Source organism: Hydrogenophaga sp. (assembly GCF_019264445.1).
GTDB lineage: Bacteria > Pseudomonadota > Gammaproteobacteria > Burkholderiales > Burkholderiaceae_C > Hydrogenophaga.
In genome coordinates this window covers 22,681-42,137 of the sequence record NZ_JAHVAB010000009.1, presented here as the reverse complement: position 1 = coordinate 42,137, position 19,457 = coordinate 22,681, and the positions used below count along the sequence as shown (strand labels likewise).

The following is a 19,457-nucleotide window of genomic DNA, read 5'->3' as shown; positions in this document are numbered from 1 at the left end:
CCCCCCAGGACCCGTAGGACGCGAAACCCGAAGTCAGGAAAAGGCAAAACGTGCACGGCTCTGGAGCTCAAGGCCGTGCCCCTGGCGTGGCGCGGCGACATGCTGAGCGACGGAGACGGACTGACCGGCGAAGTCCGGGTCGTTGGCGACCAGACCATCTCCATCCATTTCAAGTTCGCCTTCAAATGGAACGGCAAAGTGGCCTGGCACTACTGTGGCACCTGGCCGGCCATGTCCATGGAACAGATCCGCCGGCAACGGGATGAGGCGCGTGACCTGGTCCGTTCCGGCGTCAACCCCAACGACCAGAAGAAGGCCGAACGCATCGAGAACCAGGCGGCGGTCGAAGCGACGATTGCGCAGGCCGCCGCAGAGGCCAGCCAAAACAAGCCGTTCAAGGACATGTTCGACGCCTGGCTGGCCGATGGAGTGGCTCGTAAGGACGGCAACGCCGAACTGCGCCGCTCCTTCGAGAAGGACGTGCTGCCCGTGCTGGGCGACAAACCCGTGCGCAGCATCACCGAACACGACCTGCGCAAGGTCCTGCGAACCATGGTGGCCCGTGGCGTGAATCGCATGTCCGTGCGCGTGCACCAGGACCTGGTGCAGCTGTTCGCCTGGGCCGAGAAGCGCCAGCCCTGGCGCGGCCTGCTGATCGAAGGCAACCCCGCCGACCTGATCGAGATTCGCAAGATCGTCTCCAAGGACTTCGACATGGTCAACGAACGCGACCGCGTGCTCACGGCCAAGGAGCTGCAGGAACTGCAGTCGATCTTTGAGCGCATGGAGGCCGACTACGAAGCGACCCCCGCCGGTCACAAATACGAGGTGCCGCGCCCGCTCAAGCGCGAGACCCAGCTGGCGATCTGGATCTGCCTGGGCACGCTGTGCCGCATCGGCGAGCTGCTGATGACCCGGTGGGAAGACGTGGACCTGGTGGAGCGCTACTGGACCATCCCGATCGAGAACGTCAAGGGACCGATGGGCAAGAAGCAGGGCCACCGGGTCTACCTCTCTGACTTCTCGCTGCGCCAGTTCCAGGCGCTCAAGACCCTGACCGGAACATCGCCCTACTGCTTCCCGGCCCGCAACCACAAGGAAGACAGCCACATCGACGTCAAGACCGTGTCCAAGCAGGTGGGCGACCGACAGATCCAGTTCAAGACCCGCAAGGACCTGTCACGCCGGGCCAACGACAACGCACTGGTGCTCAAGAGCGGCAGCCTCCGCGAGTGGACACCGCACGACATGCGACGCACCGGCGCCACCATGATGCAAGCGCTGGGCATCCTGCCCGACATCATCGACCGCTGCCAAAACCACGTGATGGCCGGCAGTCGGGTCCGGCGCCACTACCTGCACCACGAGTTCGCCGACGAGAAGAAGGCGGCCTGGGAGAAGCTGGGGCAGCGGATTGATGACATCCTGGGACAGAGCGCTTCATCGTCTGCGGTGTCCGCATGAGCTTCGGCGCAGCTGGTCGGAATCCCAAAGCCGGGCCAACTTAACATATGATTGCACGATAACATCGTTAATGTTATTGTTCAAATTTGATGTTATGAAAGACTGAGCGTTGAAGCTTGTAGCCGCCACCCGGAAGTACCTCAACGAGGTGTTGGGCATTCCCACGCCCAAGGAAAAGCCCTGGGCGCAAGCCGGCGCGCTGCCGTATTTCCTTCAAGACGCGTTCCAGTTTGCCGAGCTTGAACTGCTGGGCCATCCCATCGTGCTCGCGATCACTCCATCCAGCGAAAAACAAGCCCTGGGTGACATCCGTGCCCGGCTAGACAAGGTGCGCGCGCAGGGAGAGCCGCCGGTTGTGTTCGTGACCGATGCCTTGGCGTCGTACGAGCGCAAACGCCTGATCGAGCAGAGGGTTCCGTTCATCGTGCCAGGCAACCAGCTCTACCTGCCCGACCTGGGCCTGGACCTTCGCGAACACTTCAGGCAGCGGGCGCCAACCACAGGTACCGCCCTGAGCCCATCGACGCAGGCGATCCTCATCGCTGCGTTGATGAACGAACCCCTGGCCACCGACTGGCAACCCGCCCGCCTGGCATCGCCCATGGGCTACACCCCCATGACACTGTCCCGGGCGGTCAGGGAGCTGAACGCGGCGGGCCTCGCCGCGACGCGCAAATTGGGGCGTTCGCAGTATCTGCACCGCGAGTTGCCGCCACGGGACATCTGGGAAATGGCAAGACCCTTGCTCCGCAGCCCTGTGCGCCGAACGGTGTGGGCCATGAGCGATACCTTGCCAGCAGGTCGGCAGTGGCGGCTGGCCGGCCTGAGCGCACTCGCGCGCGATTCCATGCTCACGGAACCGCGGCAGCCGGTTTACGCCACCACCTTCGCAGAATGGCGGGAGGCCACGAGAGCCGGTGCCCGCGAGGCGCCGGAACCATCCGATGCGGCACAAGAGCTTGAGCTCTGGATCTACGATCCGGCGCTGGTGCCAGGTCGGGCGACTGTCGACCCACTGTCGCTGACCCTCAGTCTGCAGCACAGCACCGATGAGCGCGTCCTGCAGGCCCTGGACGAACTGAAAGGGCAACTTCCATGGTGAGAGGACTGGATATCTTCCGGGAAACGTTTGCCGCTTACGCTGATCAGTATCTGCTGATTGGTGGGACCGCCGCGAGCCTGACGATGGAGGACGCGGGGCTCCAGTTTCGGGCGACCAAGGACCTGGACATCGTCCTGCATGTGGAGGTGCTGACACCTGCCTTTGGCGCGGCGTTCTGGCAGTTCGTGAACGCTGGGGGCTATCAGCTGCAGCAGGTCAGCGAAACCGGAAAGCCGAAGTTCTACCGCTTCCAGAAGCCCGCGGATGAACGCTACCCGGCCATGATCGAACTGTTTGCACGGGCTCCCGATGGCTTGACGCCCGCCGAGGGCAGCCAGCTCACCCCGATCCCACTGGATGAGGCGGTGTCCAGTCTCTCTGCCATCTTGCTGGATGAAACCTACTACGCGTTCATCCTCGCTGGCCGACGTGAGATGGGAGGCCTGTCCTGGGTGGGAGAAGACCGGCTGATTCCGCTGAAGGCCATCGCATGGCTGGATCTGACAAAACGGAAAAGCCAGGGCGCCGCCATCGATGCCAGAGATATCCGAAAACATCTCAACGACGTGCTGCGCCTGTCGCAACTACTGGCGCCCACCACCCGCATTCAACTCGACCCCAAAATCGGTTCGGACCTCGCCCGGTTTCTCGCCGAGGTAGTCGCGGACACCTCCATCGATCCGCAAGTCCTTCAGCTCGGGAAGGTCAGCGTCGCCGAACTGGTGGCGCGTATTGCGCGGGCCTATGGGCTACAGGCCTCTGTTTGAGTGACCATGTGAGATCCGGGCACGCAATGTGCGCTGGTGCAGTGGTGAAGCCATTCGGCCCACCACTGAGACGACTCATCCGATGCTTTCCAGGTAAGGCCGCATCACGTTGGCCACGCGGCAGATCGTTGCGCAGCGCCAGATCTCATCCACCGAAGCCTTGTTGCGGGAACGGGCGTCCTTGAGCGCCTCCAGAGCCACGTCCAGGCCGATCTTGTTCCGGTGCTTGAAACTGTCCGCTACCGTCTTGGCCACGCCGTAGACCCGCAGCCTGACGCCATCGCGCGCCACCTCTTCGACCCCCGCGGAAAAGGCCTCACCCGTGAACTGCACCATCTTGATCGGCGGGTAGTCGATCCGGGGCGAGTGGCTCCCGCGTGGCATGGCGATCCAGACCTGGCGCGGCAGCTGGGTGGTCAGTTCATGGAACTGCAGCGCAGTGAACAGGCAGAACACGGCCTGTGGCACCTTGGCAGCGACTGCACCGAGGCTCTCGAACTCCGACACTTGTGTATCTGTCAGGCGATAGAGACCACGCCCTACCCGCTCCAGCAGCCCAGCGGCATTGAGCCGCGTGAGGATGACCCGTGGTGCACGGGGTCATCTCGGTTTTTTGGGAATCGTCGACAAAATCCGAAAACGACCCGAAACCTGTACGCCGGGTTCCACTACCTCCAGTGACAGCTCAAGTGGATCGGCGTCGTCATCGTGGTGCTCGGCGATTCACAGCTGACCAGTTGGTCAAGCGGACTCGCCGGGCGCCTGCGGCCCAGTGCCCGTATAGTGGCTCGCAATCCAGTCTTTGGAGGCGCGATGGCGAGCTACCGGTACAAGTTCCTCGGCAAGCAACAGCTTCCCTCAAAGATGACGGAGGCAGAGGCGATCGAGCACTGCAAGCTCAGCGACGAGCAGCTCGCAGCGATCCCCATCGTCAGCCGCGTCGATGACGATGGCAACGCTAAGCGCGGGCGGCCGCCTCTAGATTTGCGCCTGGGCTACGCCCTCCAGCTCATGTTTCTTGGACTGACTGGCAGGTTGGCCGGCGTGACGGACAGCTTTCCGGCCAACATGGTCAAGGTGCTGGCCAACCAATTGGGGACGGATGCCACGGCCATCGCGACCATCAAGTCGATCTACCGTGGCAAGGCCGGTCCCCAGGCGGAAGGTTCCGTCGAACGCCGGTTGCGCGAGCAGCGCACGTGGGCACGGCAGACGCTGGGGTTTGAGGTCTTTGCGCCTGAAATAGAAAGGGAGCTGGCCGCCACGCTCACCATGCGCGCACGGGACGCAGCGAGTCAGGCCGAGTTGGTGACGTTCGCCGAGGAATGGCTCTACGAGCGCAGGATCGTCCTGCCCGGCGTCTCGACGCTGGAGGACCGAGCCAATGCGGCCTTCCGCGCGATCGAAACCCTCGCGATGGAGGTCATCAACGGCGCGATCAAGCCGGCCCGCCAGCGCGCGATCTTGAAGATTATGTTTGACCAGGGGCCGTCGGAAGACTCCACTGTCCTCGAATGGCTCAAAACCTCGGCAGGCAAGCATGGGGTCAAGAACCTGGAGGAGGTGTCCTCGCGCGTCGATTACCTGAAGACACTCGGCGTCGCTGATTGGAACCTCACATCGCTGTCCCAGACGCGCATCCAGGCCTTCGCGCAGCGTGTTGCGCACCGACCACCTTCCGAGACCTCCCGCCGCGTGCTGGAGACGCAGATCGTGGAGGTCATCTGCTTCTTGAAGGCCACGCTCTGGGAGTTGACAGACGAAGCCATTTTCCGGATGGGCCGGCGCACCGGCGATCTGGTGCGCATGGGTGCGAAGCGCGTGCAGTCCAAGCAGGCCAGCCGCAGTGGCATCTACCGCGAGTCGGTTCAGTCCATGCTGAACCTCGCGCAGGATGCGGACAAAACCGCAGAAGAGCGGATCGCGGAGATCGTCAGGGTTGCCAGTGAGGTGTTGAATATGCCAAGGGTCAGCCACGCCGACATCGTGCGCGAAACGCTTGTGGAGCAAGGCGAACGGGTCGCGACCGTGCTGGACACAATGGACTGCCTCAACATCGAGGGCGATGAGAGCAAGAAGGATCTGACCCTCGTCGAACAGCTCAAGAAGATTCGCACCGAAGGCCTGAAGGAGCTGCCCAAGGACTGGGACGTCTCGGGCATCGAAGCCGCCTGGCGTCCGCTCGTCGACGACGAGGACCGTGTCAAGGCGCTGAAGGCATTCAAGGCCTGCGCGCTGCTACGAATCCGCAAGGGCTTGCAGGGCGGGCGACTGTGGGTGCCGCACAGCGCCAACTTTCGTAGCCGCACCGACAGCCTGATTCCCGAGGAAGAGTGGGAGCGCGATCGAGAAAAGTTTTGCACGGCTTTTGGCTTGGAGATCGACCCGCAGGTCGCGATTGCGCGCCAGATGGCATTGCTCATGGACGGCCTGCAGCGCGTCAAAGAAGGGCTGGCCAACGGCCTGCTTGAGATCGACGAGCAAGCTTGCGTTCGTCTGCCCGCACTGAACGCGATGGCGGAAGAGCCTGAGCTCAAGAGAACGGCCCAGGCGGTGCAGGAGATGATTGGTCCCGTCCAGTTACCCGACCTGATCCTGGAGATGGACGCCCAGACCCGCTTCAGCTCCAAGCTGCTGGGCCGCGATGCCAAAACGACCAGGGAGCTGATCGCCTTGTATGCCGCATTGCTGGCCCACGGAACCGAGATCGATGCCAAGTCGGCTGCCGCCATGGTCAGCGGCGTAACCGTGGCCGAGGTGACTGCCGCCATGCGGGAGTTGGAAACCCCGGGCCGATTGCGAGCTGCGAACAATGCCGTCGTGGCGTATCAGCAAAGTATTCCCATCGTGAAACTTTGGAGCGATGGCACCAAGGCATCCGCCGACATGATGGCCATGGACACGACGAGGCACTTGGGCATCGCCCGGACCGATCCGCGACGAAAAACCCCCGCTGCAGGCATCTACACCCATGTGCTCGGCAGTTACCCCGTCTTCTACGATCAGCCTATCGTGCTGCTCACGCGCCAGGGCGGCCCAGCGGTCGAAGGTGTCGAGCAGTACAACAGCTCCAGCGAGGAGCGCATCAAGATTCAGCTGCTGGCGGTGGATACGCATGGCTACACGTACGGCGCGATGGCGCTGGCCAAGCATCTTCGGTTCGACCTCTGCCCGCAGCTCGCAGGACTGCCGGATTGCAAGCTCTGGGTGACACGCAAGACCGAGGTCCCCGAGGAGCTGGACGCGATCGCACTGACCAACGTTTCCGAGCGCGCCATCGTGCGCGGCTGGGACGTGATGCTGCGTTTGGTGGCGTCCATCCTGACTGGGCGGGTCAGCGTGGGCTGGGCGTTGGCGCGCAATGGCAGCGCAGCCATTGGCGACAAACTTCATCGTGCCCTGGATCATTACGGTCGGATGCTGCGGTCCGTGTACCTATGCGACTACTTCACCAAAGAGCAGTTCCGCCGCGAGATCCACACTTTGTTGAATCGTGGTGAGTCGGTTCACCAGCTTCAGCGCGCCGTGTATTACGGCCGCATCGCCGCCGAACGCGGCCGTCGGCGCGATGAACTGAGAGCCATTTCGGGCTCGCACGTACTCCTCACAAACCTCATCATCGCGTGGAACACCAACAAGCTTAACGAGGTCGTTGCCAAGCTGAGGTCCGCCGGTGGGGGTGTGAACGACGACATTGTGCGGCGGCTGGGTCCGGTATTTTTCGGGAACATCAACTTCCGCGGCATCATGAGCTTTTCCATCGAGAAATACGCTGGCGTCCTGCTAAGCAAGGTGGCGGAAGAAACGCCCGCCGAAGCGAGGCGCCGCAAGCTGACCCGGTTGCCCAAGATGTCATAGCCGCAGCTTTCGGAGTTGGTGCCATCACTCGCGCTGGTTGGTCGGTCGAGCTGATCGTGCGCTTTCGGCGTGGGCGGTGCGGAGGCCTTGCACCTTCAGCGTGTAGACGTGGCTGCTCAAGGTGATGGAGTTGACAAGGATTCGCTGCTCTTACAGTAGCGTGGTCATTTGCGGCAGCGACCCCGCCTGGCTGCCAGTACACCCATCGACTCAATCCCAATGTTCATCGGCGGAGGGCTCAGGAGTCGAGGTTTCCAGCAGACTCGGCCGGTGGGTGCGCAATGCCCGTCAGCTCTGTCAGGAGGAGCAGCGGAGGCGGAGGCAACTGCGCCGCTGGCGCCAGGGCGGTCAGGCCCTGCTCAAACCGGGCTTGCAGGCTGGAATCCGACGCATCCAGGTAGCGCATGGCCGATTTGACATCCTTCCAACCTACGTACTCCATCAACTCCTTGATGTCCCAGCCGCTGGCGCGTGCCCAGCCGGCAAAGCCGCGACGCATGGAGTGGCTGCTGTATTTCTCAGGTGACTCGACGCCTGATTCTGCGAACAGACTGCGCAGCAAGGGGATCAGACTGTTGACGTGCAGGCTCTCCTCGGCAACATGGCCCCAGCGGTCAATCTTGCGGAACACCGGTCCCTCGGTCAATCCAGCGAGGCTGACCCAAGCATTGAAGGCAGTCACGGGACACAGGCGGGACAGCGCCGGGCATCTGAAAACGCGGCCCTCACGCTGCCTGTCGCCTTTGCTGCGGCCCAGGTAGCAGGTCATGCCCTGGCCCGGCGTGACCTCGGTGTTCTCGACGCGCAGGTTGACCAGTTCGTCGGAGCGAAAGCCGCGCCAGAATCCCAGCAATATCAGGCTGCGGTCGCGCGTGTGGCGCAGCGAGGCCGGGTGGTCGCCGGTCCGCTGGGCGTTGCAGATGGCGGCATCGAGCCACTGATCGATCTGCTGGAGCGCCGCCAGTTCCAGGGGGCGTGCACGCTTTTCCCGCACGCTGTGCACGGAGCGAATGCCTTTGAGGACTTGGCGCACCAAGGCCGCTTTGGTGGGGTCGGGAAAGCCCTGGTCGGTGTGCCACCGCGACAACGCCGCAAGACGTTGGCGCAGGGTGTTGATCGCCAGGGTAGCCGCATGATCGGCCAAGTAGCGGGCGATGGCGTCTGCCGTGGAGGGCAGCAAACCTTTGCACTCAACTTCAAAATGCCGAATTGCCGATGCGTAGCTCCTGCGCGTGCTGTCGCTCTCGGCTGCCTCGAGATACTTTGCAAGACGGGCCATTTTCCCAGCTAGCTAGCGGTGAAGAGCCGAGGTTGAGGATCGGATTGGAGACGCCGCCTAGAACAGCAAGCGAAGCCCAGCTTGCCACTTGGTAGCAGCTGTCTCCCCGCCGGACTGCGACCTTGGATAAAACGTTCGTTTCAAGCCCAGGTAAGGTGCGACGCGCCGGTTGAACTCGTAACGGGCCTGCACACCCACATCGACCTGATATGCGCCGCGGCGTACTGTCGTATCGATATCGGATGCCGACCACTCCAAGTCAACCGAAGGCGAAACGATGAAGCGATTCGTGATCAGAAAACTGTTTTCAAAGCGCGTTCGAGCGAAGACCTTTCCGTCGTCACGAATGAACAGCTTCAGATCGACATCGAAGGCGTAGGGCGCGAGCCCACGCACACCGAGCGCGAGGTAGTCGCGTTGCTGGGGCCGCTCGTCGCGACGCAGGCCGATCTGTGCGTCCCAGAACGGCCGAATGTACCGGCCATAGAGAACTTGCAGCTCAGCCGCTTCGGTTCGCCCGCTGCGCTGCTCCGCGTCGAGCGAATACCACAGACGGTTGAAGTCACCACCAATCCAGCCATCGACGGCCAGTGACTGTACCGAGCCAGCAGCCCCGCGCACTTTGGCGGCGCCAGCCTCGACCAGCGCGTAGGAGTAGATCGACTCGTCCTCCATCGCCTGCGCACCCAAAGCAACGGTGACCAGCAGCGCGGTGCCCGCGTGCCGCAGCGCCATCCTCATTTTTTTCTCCATCGGTGTGATCCTTAGGCCACTTTGACCAGGCGCATCATCCCGGTAGCAGCGTGGTAGAAAAGGTGACAGTGGAATGCCCACATGCCTTCATCCTCAAAGGTGGCATCAAGCTCGACGGTCTGCGCCGGCGGCACGATGATCGTGTGCTTGCGCGGGCCGAACACACCGTTGCCGTTGACGAGTTCCATGAACACGCCGTGCAAGTGCATCGGGTGTTCCATCATGGTTTCGTTGACGAACTTGATGCGCACGCGCTGGCCCAAGCCCATCTCGAAGGGCGCCGCCTGCGACATTTTCTGGCCGTTCATGGTCCAGAAGTAACGCGCCATGTCGCCGGTGAGCCGGACCAGCAGTTCTTTTTCTGGCGCGCGGTCGTCGGCATTGCGGGTTGCGGCACGCAGATGCGCGTACGTCAGCCGGCGCAGGCCGTCCGAGCTGGGCTCGATCTTCGGGGCCGCGGCACTCATGCCCGGCATCTCGGCCATACCCGCCATGCCGGGCATACCCGCGTGTGGATCGGCGGGCTTGGTCGGTGCTGGCATCGCCATGCCGGCATGTGGATCGGTCGGCTTCACGGTCATGCCCGACATGCCCGACATGCCTGAGTCCGGGGCGACAGCTTTGGCCGGCGCTGGCATCGCCATACCGGCATGGCCTGCGGCCGCCGCCTCACCTGCCGGCGCTTGGCCCATATCCATTCCGGCCATACCACCGCCGCCACTCATGTCCATGCCGGCCATTCCCATGTCGGCCATCGTGCGGACGGGCTTGGGTCCTAGCTCGGGCACCGGCGCACTCATGCCGACCTCCGGCGCCAACGTGCCGCGCGCATAGCCGACACGGGCGATGGTGGGCACGAAGATCGTGTAAGCCTTGGCTTCCTTCGGCTGCACGATCACGTCGTAGGTCTCGCCGTTGCCGATGCGGAACTCGTCCACCTCCACCGGGTTGACGTTCTGGCCATCGGCTTGCACCACCGTCATCGGCAGGCCCGGGATGCGCACGTCGTACAGGTTCATCGGCGAGGCGTTGATGAAGCGCAGTCGCACCCGCTCCCCGGGCTTGAACAGGCCGGTCCAGTTCTCGTCGGGGCGCTTGCCCTGCAGAAGGAACGACCACTCGTCGCCACCGTCGCTGTAATCGGTGGGGTCCATGCGCATCTTGGCCCATTCCATGCGCTCGGCCCACAGCGTGTCGCGCGCCTTGGCGTCGGGAGCGCTGCGCAGTTGGGCAAAGAACTGAGGGGTTGTCACGCGGCGGTAGTTGTAATAGCCGTCCTGCTTCTTCAGATTGGCCAGCACCTGCTGCGGCGGCGTATCGATCCAGTCGGAAATCACGACGATGTAGTCACGGTCATACTGAAACGGGTCGGGACGCGCTGGTTCGACAATGAGCGGCGCGAAGTAGCCTGCAGCCTCTTGCAGCGCGGCATGGCTGTGATACCAATAGGTGCCAGACTGGCGCAGCTTGAAGCGGTAAGTGAAGGTCTCGCCGGGGCGAATGCCGGGGTAAGTGACGCCGGGCACGCCGTCCTGATCGTTGGGAACGAGTAAGCCGTGCCAGTGGATACCGGTGACCTCGCGCAGTTTGTTCGTGACGCGGATCACCACTTCGTCGCCTTCGCGGAAGCGCAGAACCGGTCCCGGCATCGTGCCGTTGATGGTGATACCTTGAGCTGGTTTGCCGGTGATGTTGAGCGGGGTCTCTGCCACGCTCAGGTCGTACTCGCGCGACACTGGGGTGTTGCGCAGTTCGACGGCCCGCACCTGAGCCCAGGCGCTTGGCAAGGCGGCCAGCGCGCCCAAGCCAGCCAGGGTTTGCAAGGTTCGGCGTTTGGGTGTGTCCATGGGGTCGAGCCTCCTCTACCGTATTTATTTGACGGCTTCGATCGCGGTGACGACGATGCCACCATCGGCTTTTTCGGCGGTGAAGTTCACCTTGTCGCCGGCCTTGACCTTGTCCAGTAGCGCGGTGTCCTTGACCTGGAAGACCATCGTCATGCCGGGCATGTCCAGGTTCTTGATCTCGCCGTGCTTGAGCGTGATCTTCTTGGTTTCCTTGTCAATTTTGCGCACTTCGCCTTCGGTCATCGAGGCGGGCATACCGTCCATCTTCATGCTGGGCATGTTCATGCCAGACATTTTGCTGTGGTCCATCGCCTGGGCTTGAACGCTCATGGCAAATGGCGCAGAAGCCACAAATGCCAGAACAGCGAGGAAAGGTTTGAAATTTTTCATAGCGACAACTCCGTACATGTAAAAAAAGAACCTTGGCGCAGGCGTCCGACATCGTCCGGCGCCGCGCGGTACTGCCATACCGTGCTGATCGTCACTTCACGGTATGCCAACGGACCATCAGTGTTTGTGACCGCCGTGCCCTCCGGCATTGGGAGCGCCGGCCTTCTGTGCCACAGTGACGAGACCCTTCATGCCGGCATCATAGTGGCCGGGCTGCAGGCAGGCGAAGTCCACCTTGCCGGCTTTGGTAAAGCGCCACACAACCTCGCCGGTCTTGCCGGGCGCCACGGTGACCATGTTGTCGTCGGCGTGTTCCATGCCGGGCATCTTCACCATCATCGCGTAGTGCTCCTTCAACTCTTCGGGCGTGCCGAACACCAGCTCGTGCTTGACCGCGCCGGAGTTCTTCACGACGAAGCGCACGGTCTCGCCTTGCCGCACCGAAATCTGTGCAGGCGTGAAGCGCATGTTGTCCGTCATGTCGACCTCGACGGTACGGGTAACCTGCGAGGCCTTGCCGGGTTCGCCAACAGGGTTGCTGCCGTGGCCGGGGGCGGCCAACGTGGCGGATGCGGCGAGCAGCGCCGTAACGAACAGCAACGGACGGATGGATCTGGAGTTCATTGGAAGTTCCTTGTTAAGTTGAAACGACGATTGGAGCGGTACCAATTCCACAGCTTACTCACGCTGACCACCAATGTGCTGACGAGAACATTACGAAAAGGTCAGCTTTGTCCGTGCCAGCTACGCGGGGAAGAGCGCTCCTGCGGCGGCGATCAGCGACATGGCTCCAGCGCCACACAACAGAATCCGCAAGGCGGACCGCATCTTGGGCGCCCGGCCGATGTAGGCGGCCAGGATGCCCAGCGCTGCCAGCCCGACGAGGCTGCCTCCGACGAGCCAGCCCGTCAGGCTGGCGCGTGGCGCCAGCACCAACACCAACCAACAAAGGCCAACCCGCGACCACGGCGAAGCTCGCTGCAGAGGCCAGCGCAGCCTGTGTCGGCCGCGCGGCCAGTTGGTCGGACGACCCGAGCTCGTCCCGCGCATGCGCAGCCAAACAGTCGCGAGCCATCAACTGCCGCGCGACTTCATCAGCCAAGTCCGGCGCTAGGCCTCGCGCCACGTAGATGGCGGCCAGCTCGCCATGCTCAGCCGCCTATTCTTTGCTTTCGCGCTCAAGGTCGGCGCTTTCGGTATCGGCCTGCGAGGCCACGGAGACGTACTCGCCAGCCGCCATCGCAGCGGCGCCGGCCACCAGCGCGGCCACGCCCATCACCACGAGGCTCCGGCGATCCGCCCCCGAGGCTGCGATGCCGACCAGCAGGCTGGCCGTCGATACGATGCCGTCGTTCGCGCCAAGACCGCGGCCCGTAACCAGCCGATGACCCCGCTTCGATGGCGTTCGTCATGCCTCATCGCATCACTGCGACGTTGCCGAATCGCCCGATGCCTGGAGCGCCACGCCGCGCTGCGCCTTCGTCATCACAATGATCAGCACCAAGATCACACTGAGAAAGATCGCGCTCGTGCCGACAGTCCCAAGCCCGAGGCCGCCATTGGTGTGCGACTGCGACAGGAGATCGCCGAACGACGCGCCGAAGGGCCGCGTCAGGATGTAGGCGATCCAGAACGCGGCGACCGCATTCAGGTTGAACAATCGGTATGCGCCATAGGTGACCACGATGCCGGCGCCAAACACCATGGCCGAATGCAGGTAGCCGAGCTTGAGCTGTTCGGCAAGCAGGTCACCAGCAGCCGTGCCGAGCGCGAAGGTGAACAGGATCGTCGCCCAGTAAAACAACTCGCGCTGGGTGGTGAAGATGGTGTGGATTGACAGCGTCTTCTCCACTGAAAACCAGACTGCAAAGGTGACAGCAAGCGTAGCCGAGAACACAGCCGTCGTAAATTGAAGGGCGACACCGAAGTGGTCGGTCAGGTTGTCTGTGATCAGGGTACCGACCACGCTGATGAGGACCACGGCGACCCAGTAAATCCACGGTACGTAGCGGTCTTCGCGGAACTGCAACACGAGCGCCCCAAGCAGAAGTACACCCATCACCAACGACGTGTTGGTCAGCCCCAGGTTGAGATTGGTATTAAGGAAGTCGGCGGCGGTCTCGCCGACAGTGGTGGCCATGATCTTGATCATCCAAAAGTACAAGGTCACCTGTGGCACCTTGTTCAACTTCGTCTGCGCCATTACCGAGCTGGGTGTGTCTTTCATTTCAGCTTCCGTTGTTGCATAAATGGGAGCGCAATTTTGTGGTTCTGGCACTTAAGGAAGACTTATGCGGCGGGCACACGCGTACTGCCAACTGCACGACCGACCAGTTTTCCCTGCCGCTTCAGCGCTCGCTTTGCAGCACACAAGACCCCAAGAGCACTCATCTTGGATGCCGCCACCCGGGTTGCTGCAGCTTCGCCACCAATGGGCGGTTCAGGCAACCGCCGCGTGAGCGTGGCGAACGGTCGGTGCATTTCACTGGACTTAAGTCGCACTTAATTTACGGCGGCAAAGAATGCGGGCGATGTCATGCCCTGAACAACGCTCCGAGCCAGCCAACGCGCTGGGAATCTTCCCAAGATGAGGCTGAAACACTATCTCAGCACGCTTCTTGGCCGCTTGCTCCGAATACGCCCACAGGTTGGTATCGAGTCTCTCGCGCTTGCGGCCAGCCTGTTTTTTGCACTTGCCAGCAACTCGCAGTTCTTGAAGGCCGCGTTGGATGGACGGGTGGAGTCCGATCCTTCAACCTGGATATTCGGCAGTGCAATGCTGGTGATGCTCACCACGCTCCACTTGTTCTTGCTCTTGCTGGTGCTACACAGATCGTTCGCGCGTGTGCTGTTGAGCGCTCTACTCATTGCAACAGCTTTCGCAAGTTACTACATGCAGCGGTTTGGCGTCTTCATGGACCCGAGCATGCTGCGCAATGTGTTGCGAACCGATGTCGCTGAAGCCCGTGAGCTGTTCAGCTTTGGCATGGTGCCTCATCTGACGGTCTTCGCCGGACTTCCGCTTCTGCTCCTGTGGCGTGTTCAGATCGCCAACCGCTCGTTGATGCGATCACTCGCGTTGCGTGGATTGGCGCTGATGGCGACGGGAGTCTTGTTGATTGGCTCGGTGTTCGTTGTGTATCAGGACTTCTCGGCGCTCATGCGCAACCAAAAGGAGATGCGTTATCTCGTTACTCCCGCGAACTTCCTTTATTCAACTGCACGGGTTCTGACAGCCGATACGCGGCAAGCCACGGCCGCACGATTGACGGTGGGCGCGGATGCACGACAGAGCGCCTCATGGAGCGCACGGCCACGACCCACCCTGTTGGTGTTGGCCATCGGAGAGACTGCTCGCGCTGCAAACTGGGGACTGAATGGCTACGTCCGACAGACCACACCCGAGCTCGCCAAACAGGATGTCCTGAACTTCACCGATGTAACCGCCTGCGGAACCAACACGGAAACTTCGCTGCCGTGCATGTTCTCCGCAGTCGGTCGCCGAAACTACGACGAAGAGCGCATCCGCGGCAGTGAGTCTTTGTTGCACGTGCTGAACCGAGCTGGCTTTCAGGTGCTCTGGCGCGATAACCAGTCTGGATGCAAAGGGGTATGCGATGGTCTTCCCACCCAGCAGATTGATCCTGCGCAATTGCCCGAACTGTGCGTTGAGGGTCGGTGCTTGGATGACGCCTTGCTGAGCGGACTGGACACGGTCGCGCGGGATGCAAAGGGCAATCTGGTGGTCGTTCTGCACATGCTTGGCAACCATGGACCGACGTACTACAAGCGATACCCCGATGCGTTCAGGCGCTTCTTACCGACATGCGACACGGGCGAACTTCGAAAATGCACCAAGGAGGAGATCGTCAATGCCTACGACAACGCCTTGCTTTACACAGACCACATTCTGTCCAAGACGATCAACTTTCTGAAGCAACAAGAGCAGACCTTCGACACAGCCTTGATGTACGTGTCTGACCATGGGGAGTCACTGGGAGAAAGTGGCCTGTACCTCCATGGCGTTCCGTACGCCATCGCGCCCGACGTGCAAATCAAGGTGCCGATGGTGTGGTGGTTGTCGGCGGGGTTCACAAAAAGCTTTGGACTTGACCAGAACTGTCTGAAAAAGCAAACCACCAAGCCATGGGCACACGATGAGTTGTTTCACACGGTACTCGGGCTGTTGCAGGTGCAGACCAGCGTGTACGAACGCAAATTCGATATCTCGGCGGGATGTAGGCCCGAATAAGCGCACATAAAGATGGCACTTTCTGAACACGAATCCAGAGCATACGAACAGGCAGCATGGCGGGACGCTATCGGCGTTGGTGCTCTGCTCCTGCTGCTGGTGCTTTGGGAGGTGAGCGGACTCGACTTGCCACTGGCGCGTTTGTACGGCAATGCTGAGGGATTTTCATGGCGCAACCACTGGCTCACGGGTGGCCTTCTACACGGCGGCGCACGCGCAGTGGCACTGAGCCTGCTCGCTTACGTGGTCTTGAGCGTTTGGTTGTCGGTTCCGCTCCTGCGTTCAGTGTCCCAACGAGGTCGGATATGGATGTTGGGAACCATCTTGCTCTGCGTGACCTTGATCCCTCTGCTCAAGCAGGTGAGTTCGACAAGTTGCCCATGGTCATTGGTCGAGTTTGGTGGCGAAGCCAGGTACGTGCCGCACTGGCTGCTTGGCTACAGCGACGGTGGACCCGGCGGTTGCTTTCCAGCTGGGCACGCTTCAAGCGCATTTGGATTTTTGGCAGGCTGGTTCGCATTGCGCGAGCGCGCGCCTCTCGCAGCCAAATGGTGGCTGATTCTCACCGTGACAGCGGGTCTGCTGTTGGGTTGGGTGCAGATGATGCGAGGCGCCCACTACCTGAGTCATTCGCTATGGACGGCCTGGATCTGCTTGGCAGTGACGACCGCTTCGTTTCACAGCACACGCCGGTGGAGAGTTGGAGGCAGATCTAGCCAGCCAGCTCCGGCCTAGATTCTGTCCATCCTCAGTTAGTGTCTACATTCTACGGGTGAGCCATAGCCAGAGAGCCGCAGAAACCACAATCCAGATGAGAACGATCAGAGTTGCACCGAATCGGCTGCTCGGTTTCGATCCCTGCACCTTCATCCACTCGTCGGCCTGTTCGCGGCAATCGGCCAGAACTATACTTGGCAATAGGCGAATAGTGAGCCAGATGAGTCCGGGCAGCAACAAAACATCGTCCACGTAGCCGAGCACCGGGATGAAGTCTGGGATCAGGTCAATTGGACTGAGCGCGTAGGCCACGACGAAAGCTCCCAGTGCTTTCGCATACCACGGCGTTGCATGATGTTTGCCAGCGAACCAGAGGGTCACACCGTCTCGTTTGATTCGCCCCGCCCAACTCTTGAGTTTGCCGCTAAGTTCCATTTTTTGAGCATGCCACACCTTCACTCATGCCTCTGAATTCAAGCATCACGGAAGATGTTTTCTGCAAATCAAGGCATGAAACGATTCGCCTGGGCTTGAAGGAGTTGGCGGCGCTACTCTGCGGCCTGATCGTCGAGCCGAAACCGAACAGTGACCTCAAGGCCCACATGATCCGCAGGCGATGCCAAACTGACAAGGGCGCCATGGCGTTCAGCAATCGCTCGCACGATAGCCAGCCCGAGACCACTGCCATAGCCATCGCGTGCCAAGGCCGTGGCTTCGCTTCCGCGGTAGAAACGATCAAAAACCCGTTCCCGTTCAACATCTGAAATTCCCGGCCCATTGTCGATGACTCGAACCACTGGGGGTGCGTCATGCTCTTGGGAGATGTTGACGTCGACCACACCACCCGCCGGCGTGAATCGAAGCGCGTTTTCGACCAAGTTGTTCAGCAGGACGGTGAGTTGTTCAGAGTCCCCATTCACCCAAACGCCAGTGGAAGTCGGCTCGCTACTGGCTCCCAGATCAATGTCGAGCACGTCCGCTTTCAGACTGAAGCGTGCCACCACCGACTGCACCAGTTCCGTCAAATTGAGCGGCTGCGGAGAAAAATGGTCACTGTTGGCGTCGGCTCTTGCAATGTTCAGCAACTGCTCCACCAGCCGTTGGGAGCGGTCAACCCCATTGGCAAACTCAGTCATCGCTTGCGAACGCTCTGCATCGTTGCCGCTCCCCTGGAGCAACTGGAGCTGCAAACGAAGCGCCGTGATTGGAGTTCGCAACTCGTGCGCCGCATCGGCCAAAAATCGACGCTGCGTCGCAAACGCTTCGCCCAAGCGCGTCATCAGGTCGTTGATCGAAACCACAAGCGGCTGGATCTCATTTGGAACCCCATCCAGTGAGATGGGGTCCAGCGAATGTGCGCTGCGCTGTGAGACGTCTTGCGCTGCGCCTTGAAGTGGCTTGAGTCCTTTGCGCAAGCCAAAAATCAACAGTCCACCAACGACAACAACAAGGCCCAACAGGGGCGGGAGCACTTTGGATGCCGACTCCCCGGCCATCTCCTGACGGGCAGATACGCGCTGGGCTGCTTGGGCTACCCCATCGTCATTGACGCTCGAATAGACGATCCAGTCTTCTCCATTTGCGGAGGTGCGCGACAGTCCTTGCGTGCTGCTGAACGGAAGTTCAACCCGGGGATCAGAAGCGAACACGCGCTTGCCTTCGCGCGTCCAGGTCAGTGTCACGATCTCAGAATCTTCCGGCGTGTCGGTTCGATTGGGCAGCATCACAACACTGTCGTCCCCTGGCCCGTACCCGGCGTGGTGGTAACTCGCTACCGCTTGTGCAATGTTCTTGAGATCTGCGTCAAAGACCTCGTGCATTTCATCGAGTGTGACAACGTATGTGAGCAACGCAACCAGCAAGGCGCCCAGACTCAACGCCCCAAGAATCCAGGTCAGCAGGGTACGTTCGATCGAACTCATCACATCTCCGCAATGCGGTATCCAACGCCACGCACATTCTTGATAGCCGATGCACCGAGCTTCTTGCGCAGGTAATGCAGGTGCACTTCGATGGCATTGCTGCCGACTTCGCTGCCCCACCCATAAACGGAATCCTCGAGCTTTTCTCTTGACAGGACTGCGCCTGGCCTTTGCATGAGGGCTTCAAGGACCGCAAACTCCTTTGCAGTCACGTCGACAGTTGCACCACCCTTTGTGACCAGTTTGTTGACGGGGTCCAGTTGCAGTTCACCGCAGCGCAGCATGGGCACGCCGCTGCCGGCATGGCGACGCAACAAGGCTCGTACCCGAGCGATCAACTCGTCGAGGTCGAAAGGTTTCAGCAAGTAGTCATCGGCACCGGCCTCCAAGCCCGAAATGCGGTCTCGCACCGTATCGCGCGCCGATACGATCAGCACGGGCATGGAGTTGCCCCCATGGCGAAGCGTCGCAAGGATGGCCATACCATCCTTCTTGGGCAAACCCAGGTCCAGGATCGCGAGGTCGTACACGCGGTTTGCCAGTGAACACTCGGCTTCTCGCCCATCGGTAACCCAATCAACGACGAAGCCCGCTTTGGTCACACCACGCTTCACGGCCCTACCGATCATGGGATCGTCTTCAATCAGCAAGATTCGCATAGATGAACGCGAGCGGGTCAGTCGCGGGAATACTCGCAAAAAGGCAGTCCACTGGTTGGGGATTTAGCCAGGTTCTATTGAGATCAAGGACGCCGTGTTCACCCGCCCTTACATTGAGGTGCACTTCATCCTTGGCCACCGCATCGCGGCTATCGCGGCAGCTCTATCAGAACCACTACGAACGACCACTCTACATTCCCTATTGTCGCGGCCAAACGATCTCCGAGAGCTTGGGATCGGTGACAGTCCCCATCTCATCACTGTAACCCGGTGGCTTCCACAACTTCAACCAGGCTGTCACTGCGCATAGACTACTCGGGCCGTACCGCATCGAGAGTTTTGCCCTGTGCAGAGTGCCAAGGCGAGGCCTGATGGCCGCTCCAAATACAGCGAGTTTCGGGCTGCCCTCCTCAATGCGAAGGCATTGGTCTTTGACGCGGTCATTGG

The 19,457-nt window shown here is 61.1% G+C and carries 16 protein-coding genes and 1 pseudogene; 6 read left to right on the top strand and 11 right to left on the bottom strand.

Annotated elements, in window-relative coordinates; all coding sequences use genetic code 11:
* The 3 genes from KXJ60_RS00975 to KXJ60_RS00965 form a co-directional block, all read left to right on the top strand.
* Positions 1-1,464 (top strand): site-specific integrase (locus KXJ60_RS00975; protein WP_291123450.1); only part of this gene is annotated, 1,464 nt, incomplete at its 5' end.
* 148 nt (positions 1,465-1,612) lie between these two features.
* Positions 1,613-2,566: a hypothetical protein gene (locus KXJ60_RS00970; RefSeq protein WP_291123448.1), complete on the top strand. Its 954-nt coding sequence runs from the start codon at positions 1,613-1,615 to the stop codon at positions 2,564-2,566.
* Positions 2,560-3,333, top strand: coding sequence for a hypothetical protein (locus tag KXJ60_RS00965; RefSeq protein ID WP_291123446.1), 774 nt, complete (start codon positions 2,560-2,562; stop codon positions 3,331-3,333). The genes KXJ60_RS00970 and KXJ60_RS00965 overlap by 7 nt, the downstream gene beginning before the upstream one ends.
* A 75-nt stretch (positions 3,334-3,408) precedes the next feature.
* Here the strand turns inward: KXJ60_RS00965 and KXJ60_RS00960 are convergent, their stop codons facing one another.
* Positions 3,409-3,915: a hypothetical protein gene (locus tag KXJ60_RS00960; protein WP_291123457.1), complete on the bottom strand. Its 507-nt coding sequence runs from the start codon at positions 3,913-3,915 to the stop codon at positions 3,409-3,411.
* Positions 3,916-4,146: 231 nt separating this feature from the next.
* On the opposite strand from KXJ60_RS00960, the gene KXJ60_RS00955 reads away from it, so the two are divergent.
* Entirely contained in the window at positions 4,147-7,191 is a 3,045-nt protein-coding gene (locus KXJ60_RS00955; RefSeq protein ID WP_291123444.1) for a Tn3 family transposase, read from the top strand.
* Positions 7,192-7,429: 238 nt separating this feature from the next.
* Here the strand turns inward: KXJ60_RS00955 and KXJ60_RS00950 are convergent, their stop codons facing one another.
* The 7 genes and pseudogenes from KXJ60_RS00950 to KXJ60_RS00920 all read right to left on the bottom strand — a co-directional run bounded on the left by KXJ60_RS00950 (position 7,430) and on the right by KXJ60_RS00920 (position 13,687).
* Positions 7,430-8,470 (bottom strand): site-specific integrase, encoded by a 1,041-nt coding sequence (locus KXJ60_RS00950; RefSeq protein WP_291123443.1) that lies wholly within the window; start codon positions 8,468-8,470, stop codon positions 7,430-7,432.
* A gap of 57 nt (positions 8,471-8,527) precedes the next feature.
* Complete coding sequence (locus KXJ60_RS00945; protein ID WP_291123441.1) at positions 8,528-9,223, bottom strand: copper resistance protein B; 696 nt, start codon at positions 9,221-9,223, stop codon at positions 8,528-8,530.
* Positions 9,224-9,234: 11 nt separating this feature from the next.
* Positions 9,235-11,070, bottom strand: coding sequence for a copper resistance system multicopper oxidase (locus KXJ60_RS00940; RefSeq protein ID WP_291123438.1), 1,836 nt, complete (start codon positions 11,068-11,070; stop codon positions 9,235-9,237).
* A gap of 24 nt (positions 11,071-11,094) precedes the next feature.
* Positions 11,095-11,364, bottom strand: a complete 270-nt coding sequence (locus KXJ60_RS00935; RefSeq protein ID WP_291123455.1) for a copper-binding protein — start codon at positions 11,362-11,364, stop codon at positions 11,095-11,097.
* Positions 11,365-11,577: 213 nt separating this feature from the next.
* Entirely contained in the window at positions 11,578-12,084 is a 507-nt protein-coding gene (locus KXJ60_RS00930; protein WP_291123436.1) for a cupredoxin family protein, read from the bottom strand.
* A 120-nt stretch (positions 12,085-12,204) separates the two neighbouring features.
* Positions 12,205-12,879, bottom strand: a pseudogene (locus tag KXJ60_RS00925) (VIT1/CCC1 transporter family protein).
* A 4-nt stretch (positions 12,880-12,883) separates the two neighbouring features.
* Positions 12,884-13,687, bottom strand: coding sequence for a hypothetical protein (locus KXJ60_RS00920; RefSeq protein WP_291123434.1), 804 nt, complete (start codon positions 13,685-13,687; stop codon positions 12,884-12,886).
* 360 nt (positions 13,688-14,047) lie between these two features.
* On the opposite strand from KXJ60_RS00920, the gene KXJ60_RS00915 reads away from it, so the two are divergent.
* Together KXJ60_RS00915 and KXJ60_RS21645 are read left to right on the top strand one after the other, a co-directional pair.
* The gene (locus KXJ60_RS00915) at positions 14,048-15,712 is read left to right on the top strand and encodes a phosphoethanolamine--lipid A transferase (RefSeq protein WP_291123432.1); all 1,665 of its coding nucleotides are present in this window, start codon (positions 14,048-14,050) and stop codon (positions 15,710-15,712) included.
* A 12-nt stretch (positions 15,713-15,724) separates the two neighbouring features.
* Entirely contained in the window at positions 15,725-16,447 is a 723-nt protein-coding gene (locus tag KXJ60_RS21645; protein ID WP_363318043.1) for a phosphatase PAP2 family protein, read from the top strand.
* A 24-nt stretch (positions 16,448-16,471) separates the two neighbouring features.
* Here KXJ60_RS21645 and KXJ60_RS00905 read toward each other — a convergent pair whose 3' ends face one another.
* The 3 genes from KXJ60_RS00905 to KXJ60_RS00895 all read right to left on the bottom strand — a co-directional run bounded on the left by KXJ60_RS00905 (position 16,472) and on the right by KXJ60_RS00895 (position 19,010).
* Entirely contained in the window at positions 16,472-16,864 is a 393-nt protein-coding gene (locus KXJ60_RS00905) for a YkvA family protein (protein ID WP_291123430.1), read from the bottom strand.
* 113 nt (positions 16,865-16,977) lie between these two features.
* Positions 16,978-18,351, bottom strand: coding sequence for an ATP-binding protein (locus KXJ60_RS00900; protein WP_291123428.1), 1,374 nt, complete (start codon positions 18,349-18,351; stop codon positions 16,978-16,980).
* Positions 18,351-19,010 (bottom strand): response regulator transcription factor, encoded by a 660-nt coding sequence (locus tag KXJ60_RS00895; RefSeq protein WP_291123426.1) that lies wholly within the window; start codon positions 19,008-19,010, stop codon positions 18,351-18,353. The genes KXJ60_RS00900 and KXJ60_RS00895 overlap by 1 nt, the downstream gene beginning before the upstream one ends.
* Positions 19,011-19,457 lie beyond the last annotated feature (447 nt).

What these genes read in the sequence shown, in the direction of transcription:
- KXJ60_RS00965 (WP_291123446.1), top strand. Translation starts at nt 2,560, where the DNA reads ATGGTGAGAGGACTGGATATCTTCCGGGAAACGTTTGCCGCTTACGCT.
- KXJ60_RS00955 (WP_291123444.1), top strand. Translation starts at nt 4,147, where the DNA reads ATGGCGAGCTACCGGTACAAGTTCCTCGGCAAGCAACAGCTTCCCTCA.
- KXJ60_RS00950 (WP_291123443.1), bottom strand. Translation starts at nt 8,470, where the DNA reads ATGGCCCGTCTTGCAAAGTATCTCGAGGCAGCCGAGAGCGACAGCACG.
- KXJ60_RS00945 (WP_291123441.1), bottom strand. Translation starts at nt 9,223, where the DNA reads ATGGAGAAAAAAATGAGGATGGCGCTGCGGCACGCGGGCACCGCGCTG.
- KXJ60_RS00940 (WP_291123438.1), bottom strand. Translation starts at nt 11,070, where the DNA reads ATGGACACACCCAAACGCCGAACCTTGCAAACCCTGGCTGGCTTGGGC.
- KXJ60_RS00935 (WP_291123455.1), bottom strand. Translation starts at nt 11,364, where the DNA reads ATGTCTGGCATGAACATGCCCAGCATGAAGATGGACGGTATGCCCGCC.
- KXJ60_RS00930 (WP_291123436.1), bottom strand. Translation starts at nt 12,084, where the DNA reads ATGAACTCCAGATCCATCCGTCCGTTGCTGTTCGTTACGGCGCTGCTC.
- KXJ60_RS00920 (WP_291123434.1), bottom strand. Translation starts at nt 13,687, where the DNA reads ATGAAAGACACACCCAGCTCGGTAATGGCGCAGACGAAGTTGAACAAG.
- KXJ60_RS00915 (WP_291123432.1), top strand. Translation starts at nt 14,048, where the DNA reads ATGAGGCTGAAACACTATCTCAGCACGCTTCTTGGCCGCTTGCTCCGA.
- KXJ60_RS21645 (WP_363318043.1), top strand. Translation starts at nt 15,725, where the DNA reads ATGGCACTTTCTGAACACGAATCCAGAGCATACGAACAGGCAGCATGG.
- KXJ60_RS00905 (WP_291123430.1), bottom strand. Translation starts at nt 16,864, where the DNA reads ATGGAACTTAGCGGCAAACTCAAGAGTTGGGCGGGGCGAATCAAACGA.
- KXJ60_RS00900 (WP_291123428.1), bottom strand. Translation starts at nt 18,351, where the DNA reads ATGAGTTCGATCGAACGTACCCTGCTGACCTGGATTCTTGGGGCGTTG.
- KXJ60_RS00895 (WP_291123426.1), bottom strand. Translation starts at nt 19,010, where the DNA reads ATGCGAATCTTGCTGATTGAAGACGATCCCATGATCGGTAGGGCCGTG.